This is a genomic window from Paenibacillus sp. MMO-177, from assembly GCF_037147795.1.
GTDB lineage: Bacteria > Bacillota > Bacilli > Paenibacillales > Paenibacillaceae > Pristimantibacillus.
Genome location: NZ_JBBCUR010000002.1, coordinates 1,047,748 through 1,060,402, shown reverse-complemented (window position 1 = coordinate 1,060,402; position 12,655 = coordinate 1,047,748). Strand labels below are relative to the sequence as shown.

Sequence of the window (12,655 nt, the reverse complement as noted above, 5' to 3'; positions counted from 1 at the left end):
GCACTATTCTAGTGGTTAACAGCCAGTCACATTAGCTTGTTCTTGTTAGGAACGTAACAACGAACTCGTTGTTCACCGCTGCCGTGCTTAGCTAGTTTTGCATTCGCTAGCATGCGCTGCAGAATAGACTTAGTATGCTTTTCTCCGATTTGCAGATATTTCTCCACATCTATCGGCCTCACAGGCCGTCCTAGCTGCAGCGCATACTTCAGCACCTCAGCCTCCAATATCTCATCCGCACTAACCGCGGATGCTTCGCCGCGTCCCAGACGCGAGCCAAAGAACTGCTGCAGCATTTGGATACACATCCGCGGTTTGTCCTTCACATCATCAAAAGAGAAGCGAAGGACGTTCCAGCCGTCGATCACCAGGTGATTCTGCCGTACAAGGTGGTCCGAGAACTGCCATCTGCTCACGCCGGCTGCATGCGTTTTATATCCGTCAATCTCAATAGCAAGGCGAACGGGATCACAAAGGTAAGCAAAATCGAGATACCTCCTTCCATCTCGAAAATCTACCAGCTCGTACTCCGGATGAAGATGGTCGAATTGTGTGAAAGCAGGCCACCACACTTTCTCAAGAAACAGCATGCTCTCATATCCCAATCCTTCCATCAGTCTTCTTTTATTCTCGCCGCTGCGTCTCTTAAGATGCTCGTCAAACCAACTATTAAAATCTCCCTCATACGACAAATCCGGTCACGCTCCCCTTCAAATGGAAATAAAAAAGCCGCGTCACAGGACCGAAATCGATCCTGAAGACGCGGCGTGTGCTTCACAGCCATAGTCATTATATGGATAAAGATTACCATATTCCCGGTATGGCAACAACCCGTTAGCCTATAACTCGCATTTTACCCTCGACAAAAAAAGCTATGTCATGCCGTCATGTTTAGACAGACTTTGAAATAGGATTTTTATATACTAGGTTCAATCGTTCTCTCCAGAGGGGAGGGCAAACGTTCTGTCGTTCGAACCCGCTGGAAGGTGAAGCTGTGACTGTTTATGTCGATGTCATGTTTGTGCGGGAGCTGCTAGTTGACGGCAGTATTCTGCTGACGACTGCCTGGGTGCGTCATATCCGGGCCCGTCCTTGGCGGGTGCTGACGGCAGCCGGCATTGGTGCTTGTTACGTTGTTCTGATGTTGTTTCCGCCCTTATCGATTCTTTTTACGTTAGCGGTAAAAATACTGATCTCTTTCCTTATGTTATGGGTTGCGTTTGGCTTCTTCTCGATCCAGAACTTCTTCAGGAACATCGCAGCTTTCTACACCGTGAATTTTGTTGCGGCCGGGGCGATAATCGGTATTCATTACTTGCTGATGCAGGGTTCAGGCGAAGTATGGCGTACGATCACCTTTATAAATGGCGGTATGCAGGTCGAGCTGAAGATGGGATTTATTTATGTGCTCGCTGCGTTTAGTATCGGCATTTACATATACCGCTCGGTTTATGTTCAGCGGCGCGAGAGGGAGCTGGTGAGAACCCATTTGGCCGAAGTGAAAATTCAGATCGGCGACCGGGAGCATACCTGCACCGGATTGATCGACACGGGCAACCAGCTGTACGATCCGCTGACGCGGACGCCGGTTATGGTTGTGGAAGCAAACGTATGGCAAGATGACCTGCCGGAAGCATGGCTGAAAAGCATTCGCGAAGCGCAGGTAGATCGGCTTGTTGCGGGCCTTGGCGATGAATCTTTTGCCTGGCAGGATCGGCTGCGACTTGTACCTTACAGAGGAATCAATCGCGGATCGCAATTTATGCTGGCACTAAAGCCGGACTTTGTTCAGATTGAGCGGGAAGGGCAAGTGTACGTCTCACGGAAGGTGCTTGTCGGCATTGACGGCGGCAAGCTTTCGTCAGACAGCACTTACCAAGCGATTATCCATCCGTCACTCGTTCAGAACAGCCAATGATTGGATTAAGAAGACGAACGTTTACATCATTTTGGGGAGGGATGGGCCGGATGCTCGTCAAATGGAAATTAGTCCTGCAGTTATATTATTATCGTGTTTTGTTTTTATTCGGATTAAAAAGCGAAGAAATCTATTATATCGGCGGCAGCGAGGCGCTACCTCCGCCCCTTACCCGCGAAGAAGAAGAATACTTGCTGGATAAGCTGCCTTCCGGTGATACCGCGATCCGCGCGATGCTGATTGAGCGAAACCTGCGTCTTGTCGTCTACATTGCCCGCAAGTTCGAAAATACCGGCATTCATATCGAAGACCTGGTGTCTATCGGGGCTATCGGTCTCATCAAGGCTGTAAATACGTTTGACCCGGAGAAAAAAATCAAGCTAGCCACCTACGCATCCCGTTGCATAGAGAATGAAATTCTAATGTATCTGCGCCGCAATAGCAAGACGCGGACAGAGGTATCTTTTGACGAGCCGCTTAATATCGACTGGGATGGCAACGAGCTGCTGCTGTCGGACGTCCTTGGCACGGAGAACGATACCATCTACCGGAATATCGAGGAGCAGGTTGACCGCAAGCTGCTTCATAAAGCGCTTGATAAGCTGTCGGAGCGCGAGCGGATCATTATGGAGCTTCGCTTCGGGCTTGCCGACGGCGAGGAAAAAACCCAGAAGGACGTAGCTGATCTTCTTGGCATTTCCCAGTCTTATATTTCGCGCTTGGAGAAGCGTATTATTAAGCGGCTCCGCAAAGAATTTAACAAAATGGTGTAATGTTATACCCATTTTCGGGGCAACAGATACCCCTATTTCGGAAGAATAAAATAGGGGTCCAGGGAGATAATGTACATTAATGTTTCTCCTTGGGAGGTAATCACGTTGACCCGAAATAAAGTCGAGATCTGTGGAGTGGATACCGCGAAACTGCCTGTCCTGACCAATGCCGAAATGCGGGAGTTGTTTACCGCACTACAAACCCAGAACGAATGGGCAGCCAGAGAGAAATTAGTTAACGGCAATTTAAGGCTGGTTCTAAGTGTGATTCAACGGTTTAATAACAGGGGAGAATTTGTGGACGACTTATTCCAGGTCGGCTGCATTGGACTTATGAAGGCGATCGATAATTTCGACCTTAGCCAGAACGTCAAGTTTTCCACCTATGCCGTGCCGATGATTATCGGTGAAATTCGCCGTTACTTGCGTGACAATAATCCGATCCGCGTATCGCGGAGCTTAAGGGATATTGCCTATAAAGCGCTGCAGGTTCGTGACAGCCTGACGAATCAAAACTCGCGTGAACCAACGATTTTTGAAATTTCCGAAGCGCTGAACGTACCGAAAGAAGATGTCGTATTCGCGCTTGACGCGATCCAGGATCCCGTCTCGCTCTTCGAGCCGATCTATCATGACGGCGGAGACCCGATCTATGTCATGGATCAGATCAGCGACGACAAGAACAAGGATGTATCGTGGATCGAGGAGATTGCGCTTCGCGAAGCGATGCATAAGCTGAATGACCGCGAAAAAATGATTTTATCCATGCGTTTCTTTGAAGGAAAGACGCAAATGGAAGTAGCCGACGAAATCGGCATTTCTCAGGCACAGGTATCCAGGCTCGAGAAGTCGGCCATCCAACAAATGCAAAAGCATGTAAAAACATGAACGGCGCCGAAAGGCGCCGTTTTTTTATGTGCACAAGAAGACAAGCCTAACTTGTTTTTTTGCGGGAACAGGACATTTTGGGCGTTTTGTACATATAGATAAGTGAGGATGTTTATCCCTGTCAATGTCAAGCGTAAACGACTGCACCGGCGTTCTTATATTTAAGAAAAGTGGTGATGAGCATATGAAGATATCCGATTTCCAAACGAAGGATGTCATTAATATCGTGGACGGCAAAAAGCTTGGGCAAATCAGCGACCTGGAGCTGGATCTCCGTCAAGGACGTATCGATGCGATCGTAATCCCCCAATTTACAAGATTTCTGGGCGTGTTCGGCAATGGAGGCACGGAGGTTGTTATCCCTTGGCGCAATATCGTGAAGATCGGGGCGGATGTTGTGCTGGTCCGGCTGGATGATTCAAGCAAGAAGCTGGAAGACGAAGATTTGCACGCGCGCACATAACAGGTTAAACTGCTTACAGAGGTGAGTGACCGTATGGAATCGTTTAAATCTGTACTTACGGCGAAGGGACCTTCGCTTTTTTTATTGTCAACTTGGCTGGAGCAAAACGACAGGCTCACCGCCGGATTTACAGGCAGGGGCGGCGGTGTAAGCGAGCAGCCATGGACTTCGTTGAATGTTGGCCTGCATGTGGGGGATTCGGATGAAGACGTTGTGCGAAACCGTCAGCTTATCGCCGAAGCCATCGGATGGCCGTTTGAAGCATGGACCTGCGGGGAACAAGTACACGGCTGCGAGGTATTCCCGGTTACCGAGAGCGAGAGGGGAATGGGCAGATTGTCGCGCGCTTCGGCAATTGCCGACACGGACGGTCTGATGACGAACATCCCGGGCGTGCTGCTGGCGTCCTTTTATGCCGATTGCGTACCGCTTTATTTCTACGATCCGCAGCATCAGGCAGTAGCTTTAGCTCATGCAGGCTGGAAAGGGACGGTTCAACAAATTGCCGCCAAGACGATCGAAGCGATGGGACGGCAATACGGAACGAAGCCCGAAGAGCTGCTTTGCGCGATCGGGCCGTCAATCAGCGACTGCTGCTACGAGGTGGACGGTTTTGTCATTGACAGGCTTGAGCCGCTTGTAGAAAGGCTTGCAAACAAGCTGCATTCGAGTCAGGAACTGATGATGACATTGGTGGAAAACGGTAAAGCTATGGTAAACTTAAAACAAATTAACCGACATATTATGCTTGAAGCAGGAATTTTGCCGATTCATATCGAATTATCCGAGTGGTGCACGGGATGCAGCACGGATCAATTTTTCTCCCACCGGAAGGAAGGCGGCAAAACGGGCCGTATGGCCAGCTGGATCGGTATCCGGGAAAGGTGAACGAATGACGACTACAATCAAAGAAGCATTGCGGGAAAGAATCGAAGAAGTGGGGCGCCGGGTCGCGGAGGCCTGCGAGCGTAGCGGCCGCAGCCGCGAAGAAGTAAATATAATTGCGGTAACGAAATATGTGTCGCTGGATACGGCTCAGGCTGCTCATCAGCTTGGTCTCCGGCATCTTGGCGAGAACCGCTGGCAGGATGCCAAGGAAAAATGGGAAGCCATTAGCGGCAGCGCTACGGGTGAAGAAGCCGGACAAGCTGTCTGGCATTTCATTGGCTCGCTGCAGACGAACAAAGTGAAAGAAGTCATAGGCAAATTTACATACATTCATTCGCTGGATCGTCTGTCTTTGGCGCAGGCGATAGACAAACGGGCTTCCCAGCTTGGTCTTACCGTTCCTTGTTTTGTTCAGGTTAACGTATCGGGCGAACAATCCAAGCATGGTCTTGACCCTGAACAGCTGCCGGCATTTCTAACAGAGCTCAAGGAATTATCATCGCTGCGTATTATCGGGCTTATGACGATGGCGCCTTATGAGACGGAAGCAGAAGAGACTAGGCCCATATTTCGCTCTTTGCGCAAGCTAAGAGATGAGATGAATGAGCGTGCAATCCTCCCGGAATCGATGACGGAATTGTCCATGGGCATGTCAGGAGATTTCGAAGTAGCGATAGAGGAAGGCGCAACCTGGATTCGCTTAGGAACGATACTAGTAGGAAAAGAGGGATAACGATGAGTGTCATGAACCGATTTATGAACTTTCTTGGTCTTCAGGAGGAAGAAGAGGTAGTTGAGCGCGAAACGGTAACGCAGCAGCAGCATCCGGAAGAACCGGAAGTTGAAACTTCTCCGTTCGAAGCACGTAGAAACTCCAAAGGCGGCAATAACAATATTGTGAGCATTCATACGCAAAAGAGCGTACGCGTCGTGCTGAGCGAGCCGCGTTCTTACGATGAAGCGCAGGATATTGCCGACCATTTGCGTTCGCGCCGGGCGGTTATCGTGAATCTGCAGCGTGTGCGGACAGACTTGGCTGTGCGGATTGTTGATTTCTTAAGCGGCACAGTCTACGCGCTTAACGGCCACATTTCGAAGCTTGGGCCAAACATCTTCCTGTGCACGCCGGATTCCGTAGAAATTCAAGGCGCCATTACCGAAATGCTGGCAGAGGATATTGATTACAATAAGATGAGGTGACCTTGAGTTGAGTGTTTATTCTTTGATTATGAACATCCAGAACATTTACAGCTTTATGATTATCGGCTACGTATTGCTGTCCTGGCTGCCAAATGCGCGTGAAAGCTTTATCGGTGTATTTCTGGGCCGGCTGGTAGAACCGTATCTCGGAATTTTCCGCAGATTCATTCCACCGATCGGCGGGATGCTTGATATTTCCCCGATTATTGCTATTTTTGCATTGCGCTTTATCGCTTACGGCTTGTACGCGGTTGTCGATTTTATTCTGAACATGTTCTAGAGGAAGGACAGCTTATGAATAAAGCAGTATACGAACATTTCCATCCGGATGAGAAGCCATTTGTCGACCGGGCGTTGGAGTGGGTTGAACGGTCCGCGCAGCTGCATCAGCTGAAGCGGACCGATTTTTTAGATCCGAGGCAGGTCCAAATCCTGCAGATGCTTGCGAACCGGAATCCGGATGTCCAGCTTAGACTTGCCGGCGGATATCCCGAGGCTGAACGCTGCAGAGCGATTATCGGCCCGGAGTACCGCTACTTGGACGATGAACCAATAGGGCTGTCCGTTCTCGCCGTAACCGGCGGAGGAAGCGAGCTTGATCACGGCGATTACCTGGGCGCATTGCTCGGGCTCGGCGTCAAACGTGATCGAATTGGAGATATTCATGTTCATGAGGACTATTCACATATAATCGTTTTGGACGAAATTGCCGATTACTTAAATGTACACTTAAGACAAGTGCATCGTGCGAGCGTACTAACGGATATAATTCCCATCACTGAGCTTCAGCCCGTTGTACCTGCCCTTCAAGAAATGTCCTTCACGGTCGCTTCGATGCGGCTTGATGGAATCGCTAGTGACGTCTACCGGATCAGCCGGACGAAGATTGTGGATCCAATCCGCGCAGGCAGATGCAGAGTCAACTGGAAGACCGCCGAGAATCCGTCCGAACAGCTGAAAATGGGAGATGTCGTCTCTTTTAAAGGCTTGGGCAGATTTAAGGTTCTGGAAATTGACGGCATGACAAAAAAGGGAAGAATTCGCGTCAAGGTTGGTAAATTTATTTAATTCGTTGCAGGATTTTGGAAACAGCTGTCGAATCCAATTCCACAATGATGTTTCCGAGTACATCCGCGATTGCGGCAAATACGCTTTAGGAGGTGCGCCAATGCCGTTGACGCCATTGGACATTCATAACAAGGAATTTGGACGAAGATTACGCGGGTATGACGAGGATGAGGTCAACGAATTCCTTGACCAGGTTATCAAAGATTATGAATCGATTATTCGCGAGAACAAAGAGCTTCAGAATCAGATTCTTGGTCTGCAAGAAAGACTGAATCATTTCTCGAATATTGAAGAGACGCTCAGCAAGACGATTATCGTTGCGCAGGAAGCTGCGGATGAAGTGAGAAACAACGCGAAGAAAGAAGCCCAGCTCATTATCAAGGAATCGGAGAAGAATGCCGACCGCATTATTAATGAGTCGCTGGCCAAGTCCCGCAAAGTATCGCTTGAGGTGGAAGAGCTGAAGAAGCAGGCATCGATCTACCGTGCACGCTTCCGTACTTTGGTTGAAGCACAGCTTGAGCTGTTAAGCCAAGACGGATGGGATTCACTGGATTCGGCAGCTCCGCAGCTTTCCCATTCCTCGCATTCTTCGCATGCTTCGTCTTCCGTTACCCATTTATCGGCGGAGCAATTGCAGCGCGGATAGGCATTTGTCATTTGACAACCGCTTTGCGATAAGCTATAAATAAATTAATTGCATGATAGTTGATTGGAACTTCATTGACGAGAACGAGTACGATTCCAAGTTCGTTCACCAGAGAGCCGTCGATTGCTGAGAGGCGGCGTTCGAACCGATTCGGAAAATCATCTCCGAGAAGCAGTGCTGAACATGAGATCCTGCCGGATCCACTATTAAGGACTGACGGCTTGTCCCCCGTTACAGGGACCGCGAATTTACACAATTCGCGCCAAGGTGCCGCATCCGGTTGTTTTTTCAGCTGTTTGCGGAATTAGGGTGGTATCGCGAGCGCAGCCTCGTCCCTTTACAGGGACGGGGCTTTATTATTTTCAGGAGGTAATGACAATGCAACGTGTAGACGTCAAAGAAAAAGCAAGAGCCCGCGAATTGCGCGTACTGAAGCAATGGGCAGAGAACGATACGTTCAAACAATCCATCGAGAACCGTGCCGGCAAGCCGAACTATGTATTTTACGAAGGTCCTCCGACCGCGAACGGCGCGCCGCATATCGGTCACGTATTGGGCCGCGTAATCAAGGATTTTATCGGCCGTTACAAAACCATGTCCGGTTACCGCGTAGTCCGCAAAGCAGGCTGGGATACGCATGGTCTTCCGGTGGAGCTTGGCGTAGAGAAGCAGCTTGGCATCTCCGGTAAACAAGAGATCGAGAAATACGGCGTTGAAGAATTCATCAAGAAATGCAAAGACAGCGTATTTGTCTACGAGAAGCAATGGCGCGAGCTGACAGAAGCTATCGCGTATTGGACGGATCTGGATAATCCGTATATCACGCTTAAGAACGAGTACATCGAAAGCGTGTGGCATATCCTCTCGACGATCCACAGCAAAGGGCTGCTCTATCGCGGTCACCGCGTAAGCCCGTACTGCCCATGCTGCCAGACAACGCTGAGCTCCCATGAGGTTGCGCAAGGCTACGAAGACGTGAAGGATCTTTCCGCAACGGTTAAATTCAAGCTCGCGAGCGGCGAATCCATTCTCGCGTGGACGACAACGCCTTGGACGCTGCCGGCTAACGTGGCATTGGCGGTAAATCCGGAGCTGGATTACATCCGCGCTTCCAAGGACGGTGAAGTGTACATCGTTGCTCAGAACCTGGCGGAGAGCGTGCTTAAAGATGGTTACGAGACGCTTTCGACGCTGAAGGGCTCCGAGCTGGTAGGCCTTTCCTATGAGCCTCCGTTCCGCTATGTGCCTATCGAGCATGGTCACGTTGTAATCCCGGGCGATTTCGTCAGCGACACAAGCGGTACGGGTATCGTTCATATCGCGCCTGCCCACGGTGAGGATGACTACAAAGTTTCCCGTCAGAACGGCATCAGCATGCTGAGCGTTGTAAACAACGCAGGCCGTTACATTGACGAAGTTACGGATCTTGCCGGCCGTTTCGTAAAAGACTGCGATGTCGACATTGTCAAAATGCTCAGCGAACGAGGCCTGCTCTTCTCCAAAGAGCGTTACGAGCACAGCTATCCGTTCTGCTGGCGTTGCAAATCGCCGCTCTTGTACTATGCGACAGAAAGCTGGTTCATCGAAACGACAAAAGTGAAAGATCAACTCATCGCGAATAACAGCACGGTTGACTGGTATCCCGGTCATATCCGCGAGGGCCGCTTCGGCAAGTTCCTTGAGGATCTGGTGGACTGGAATATCAGCCGTAACCGTTACTGGGGAACACCGCTTAACGTTTGGGTATGCGAAGCGACGGGTAAAGAATATGCACCAAGCAGCATTGCCGACCTACGCGAGCGCGCCGTAGATTACGTGCCTGAGGATATCGAGCTTCATAAGCCTTACGTGGACGAAATCAAGCTGAAATCGCCATTCCAGGAAGGCGCGGTAATGACCCGTACATCGGAAGTTATCGACGTATGGTTTGACAGCGGTTCGATGCCGTTCGCGCAGCAGCATCATCCGTTCGAGAATGCGGAAGAGTTCGCGGAGCAGTATCCGGCGGATATGATTTGCGAAGGCATCGACCAGACGCGCGGCTGGTTCTTCAGCTTGCTGGCGGTATCGACCCTGTACAACGGCAAAGCTCCGTATAAGGCTGTTATTTCTACAGGCCATATCTTGGATGAGAACGGGCAAAAAATGTCCAAATCCAAAGGCAACGTTATCGACCCTTGGGAGATCATCAACGAGTACGGCACGGATGCCTTCCGCTGGGCGCTTCTTGCTGACAGCGCCCCATGGAACAGCAAACGTTTCTCGCGCGGTATCGTAGGGGAAGCGAAATCGAAAGTCATCGATACGATCGTAAATACTCACGCATTCTATGCCCTGTATGCATCCATCGACGGCTTTAATCCGGATGAGCACGAAGAACGCCCATCGGCAAGCAAGCTTGACCGCTGGATCGTATCCCGCCTGAACAGCTTGATCAAGACGGTTGTGAAAGGTCTTGAAGTCAACGACTTCCTGAACCCTGCGAAAGCAATCGAACTATTCGTCGACGAGTTGAGCAACTGGTACATCCGCCGTTCGCGCGACCGTTTCTGGGGCAGCGGGCTGACAGAAGACAAAGTGGCAGCGTACCAAACGCTGCGCCATGTCCTGCTGACGCTTTCCCGCGTTATTGCTCCTTACGCTCCTCTGCTCGCGGAAGACGTATACGGCAATCTGGGCGGCGAGTCGAGCGTTCACCTGGCAGATTACCCGGCTGCGGACGAATCGGCAATCGACGAGACGCTGGAGCGCGACATGGACAGCGCGAAGCAAATCGTAGAGCTTGCCCGCAACGTGCGCAACGAGACCGGTATCAAGACGCGACAGCCATTGTCCGAGTTGATCGTATCGCTTGACCGTGATTTTGCGGTAACGGAATACGAGGATATCGTCAAGGACGAGATCAACGTGAAGTCTATCGTGGTTCAAAACAGCGACAGCGGTTTTGTCGATTTCACCCTCAAGCTCAACCTCAAAGTAGCGGGCAAAAAATACGGCAAGCATGTCGGACCAATCCAGGGCTACCTGAAAGGTCTGGCACCGGAGGCGACACGCGAAGCAGTCACATCCGGAAGCTTGGTCTTCACTTCGGCGGAAGGCGAAGCGATCACGGTAACCACGGAAGAGCTGCTCGTAGAGAAACAGGCGAAATCCGGCTTCGCATCGGCTTCCGCAAACGGGGTAACCGTTGCGCTTAACACGGATATTACGCCTGAGCTGGAGCAGGAAGGCTGGGTTCGCGAAGTTATCCGCGCGGTTCAGGATACGCGCAAGAAGCTGGATCTGCCGATCGAGAAACGCATCGATCTTGTTCTCGACGTAGATGCAGAGCTGCAAGCCGCACTGGAGACATTCAGTAACGTGCTCAATGAGAATGTTCTGTTGAACAGCGTTTCTTACGAGAAAGCAGAAGGTATGGAACGCGTACTGCTTGGCGACAAAGAAATCGGTATTCTTGTCCGCGTTTAGGCATATAGACGCCAGGGATCGGGATATAGTATAAGGAGCATGGCCACAAAAAAACGAGTGCCTTCATGGCAAGGCCTCGTTTTTTTCTTCCCGGAAGCGGATGTATGAATGCAAAGGGGGACGCTGCATGGTCCGAGTAAAGCTGGATAACGACCTGGAGAAAGACCGCAAAGATAAGAATGACGATGGAACGATGGAACATACATTAAGCAGACTGGACATGCGATTAAGCAAAATCGCTACCGATATGGAACGGACTCAAATCGCGGATTACGTGGATTTGCTCAATCATCCGCTCCGGCTCATGTGGCGCAATTTGCTTGGCGGTCTCTCAAGGGGCGTCGGAATCGCGATTGGATTTACGTTTTTTGCAGCTACCATTCTGTATGTGCTGCGGATTATCGGCGCGCTTAATCTGCCGATCATCGGCGATTACATAGCAGATATCGTACGCGTTGTGCAAATCCAGTTGGAAGGAAAAATATATTAAACCCGGAAAAGGCGGACGGTGCCCACGCACCGTCCGCCTTTTTTAATGGTCCTGCTCGAGCTCGTGATCGCCTTCGTCATGATCCATATACTGCTTGTAATGGCGGTTGCGGATGACGGAAACATGCTTGCCGGTTATATCCGTGGCGACAAAGCTTTCGTACGATTCAACAAATCCGTCGTTCTCGTCCGCTTCAATGCCGATATGATCATAATCGTCGACATTGTTATTTTCCGAAAAAGCAGGAGATTCCGAAGTACCCCACTGCTCGACAATCTGCCAAGCATCCTCGCCATCGAAGCCGTTGTAATCGTCGTAATCCCGGCTGGATCTTCCGAATGGCGGAGCGAGAAAATCCTCTTCGGCCGGCTGTTTATGGGATGTCTCCTGCCGCGGCGCATGTTCTACGCAGTACAGGGAATCGGGGAGAGCCTCCAGCCGTTCATCGGGAATAGGCTTGCCGCATGCGCGGCATCGGCCATAAGTCCCGTGATCCATAGCCGCAAGCGCTTCGGTAATACGGGCCAAATGAAGATCTTCTTTCTCGAGAAGAGCCAGATCCTTGGAGCGTTCGAACATCTCCGTTCCAAGATCCGCCGGATGATTATCTATAGGGGATAGCTCGCCCGTATTATCGCGCAGCGAAGAAGCAAGTCCATTATGTTCGTTATGGGATTGCCGCTCCTCGATCTCCCGTTTCTCAGCCTCAAGCCGGCTTCGTAGCTGTGCGAGCTGGGTTGCATTCGGCATCGGTTGCACCTTCCTTAGATGAAATAGGTAAGACGTTACATATCTAAGTATAGTTTTCGCAAACCGGCTTTTTTTATAAAGGACTTCTTTGGAAAGGGGA

14 protein-coding genes and 1 other annotated feature are annotated in these 12,655 nt (G+C 50.6%); of the genes, 12 read left to right on the top strand and 2 right to left on the bottom strand.

The window, feature by feature from the left end; translation table 11 throughout:
* Nucleotides 1-26: 26 nt before the first annotated feature.
* Nucleotides 27-692: a DUF559 domain-containing protein gene (locus WFK81_RS10465; protein ID WP_336786328.1), complete on the bottom strand. Its 666-nt coding sequence runs from the start codon at nt 690-692 to the stop codon at nt 27-29.
* A 302-nt stretch (nt 693-994) separates the two neighbouring features.
* On the opposite strand from WFK81_RS10465, the gene spoIIGA reads away from it, so the two are divergent.
* From spoIIGA to WFK81_RS10405, 12 genes are all read left to right on the top strand, one after another.
* Nucleotides 995-1,918, top strand: coding sequence for a sigma-E processing peptidase SpoIIGA (gene spoIIGA / locus WFK81_RS10460; protein ID WP_336786327.1), 924 nt, complete (start codon nt 995-997; stop codon nt 1,916-1,918).
* 50 nt (nt 1,919-1,968) lie between these two features.
* The gene (sigE, locus tag WFK81_RS10455) at nt 1,969-2,691 is read left to right on the top strand and encodes an RNA polymerase sporulation sigma factor SigE (RefSeq protein WP_015845452.1); all 723 of its coding nucleotides are present in this window, start codon (nt 1,969-1,971) and stop codon (nt 2,689-2,691) included.
* 105 nt (nt 2,692-2,796) lie between these two features.
* Nucleotides 2,797-3,579, top strand: coding sequence for an RNA polymerase sporulation sigma factor SigG (gene sigG, locus WFK81_RS10450; protein ID WP_015845451.1), 783 nt, complete (start codon nt 2,797-2,799; stop codon nt 3,577-3,579).
* A 184-nt stretch (nt 3,580-3,763) separates the two neighbouring features.
* Entirely contained in the window at nt 3,764-4,042 is a 279-nt protein-coding gene (locus WFK81_RS10445; RefSeq protein ID WP_127497737.1) for a PRC-barrel domain-containing protein, read from the top strand.
* A 33-nt stretch (nt 4,043-4,075) separates the two neighbouring features.
* Nucleotides 4,076-4,930 carry a peptidoglycan editing factor PgeF gene (gene pgeF, locus WFK81_RS10440; RefSeq protein ID WP_336786326.1) on the top strand — a complete coding sequence of 285 codons (855 nt, stop codon included), beginning with the start codon at nt 4,076-4,078 and terminating at the stop codon, nt 4,928-4,930.
* A gap of 4 nt (nt 4,931-4,934) precedes the next feature.
* The gene (locus WFK81_RS10435; RefSeq protein ID WP_336786325.1) at nt 4,935-5,663 is read left to right on the top strand and encodes a YggS family pyridoxal phosphate-dependent enzyme; all 729 of its coding nucleotides are present in this window, start codon (nt 4,935-4,937) and stop codon (nt 5,661-5,663) included.
* 2 nt (nt 5,664-5,665) lie between these two features.
* Nucleotides 5,666-6,130: a cell division protein SepF gene (locus WFK81_RS10430; RefSeq protein ID WP_336786324.1), complete on the top strand. Its 465-nt coding sequence runs from the start codon at nt 5,666-5,668 to the stop codon at nt 6,128-6,130.
* Nucleotides 6,131-6,158: 28 nt separating this feature from the next.
* Nucleotides 6,159-6,410: a YggT family protein gene (locus tag WFK81_RS10425; protein ID WP_336786323.1), complete on the top strand. Its 252-nt coding sequence runs from the start codon at nt 6,159-6,161 to the stop codon at nt 6,408-6,410.
* Nucleotides 6,411-6,424: 14 nt separating this feature from the next.
* Nucleotides 6,425-7,198, top strand: coding sequence for a YlmH family RNA-binding protein (locus WFK81_RS10420; protein WP_336786322.1), 774 nt, complete (start codon nt 6,425-6,427; stop codon nt 7,196-7,198).
* Between the two features lie 100 nt (nt 7,199-7,298).
* A complete protein-coding gene (locus WFK81_RS10415; RefSeq protein ID WP_336786321.1) occupies nt 7,299-7,847 on the top strand; it encodes a DivIVA domain-containing protein in 549 nt (182 codons plus the stop codon).
* Between the two features lie 65 nt (nt 7,848-7,912).
* Nucleotides 7,913-8,187: a binding site (T-box leader), on the top strand.
* 38 nt (nt 8,188-8,225) lie between these two features.
* Nucleotides 8,226-11,315 carry an isoleucine--tRNA ligase gene (ileS, locus tag WFK81_RS10410; protein WP_336786320.1) on the top strand — a complete coding sequence of 1,030 codons (3,090 nt, stop codon included), beginning with the start codon at nt 8,226-8,228 and terminating at the stop codon, nt 11,313-11,315.
* Between the two features lie 193 nt (nt 11,316-11,508).
* On the top strand, nt 11,509-11,805 hold the full coding sequence (locus WFK81_RS10405; protein ID WP_190276227.1) for a DUF5665 domain-containing protein: 297 nt from the start codon (nt 11,509-11,511) through the stop codon (nt 11,803-11,805).
* A gap of 42 nt (nt 11,806-11,847) precedes the next feature.
* Here WFK81_RS10405 and WFK81_RS10400 read toward each other — a convergent pair whose 3' ends face one another.
* Nucleotides 11,848-12,555, bottom strand: a complete 708-nt coding sequence (locus tag WFK81_RS10400; RefSeq protein WP_336786319.1) for a TraR/DksA C4-type zinc finger protein — start codon at nt 12,553-12,555, stop codon at nt 11,848-11,850.
* Between the last annotated feature and the right edge of the window lie 100 nt (nt 12,556-12,655).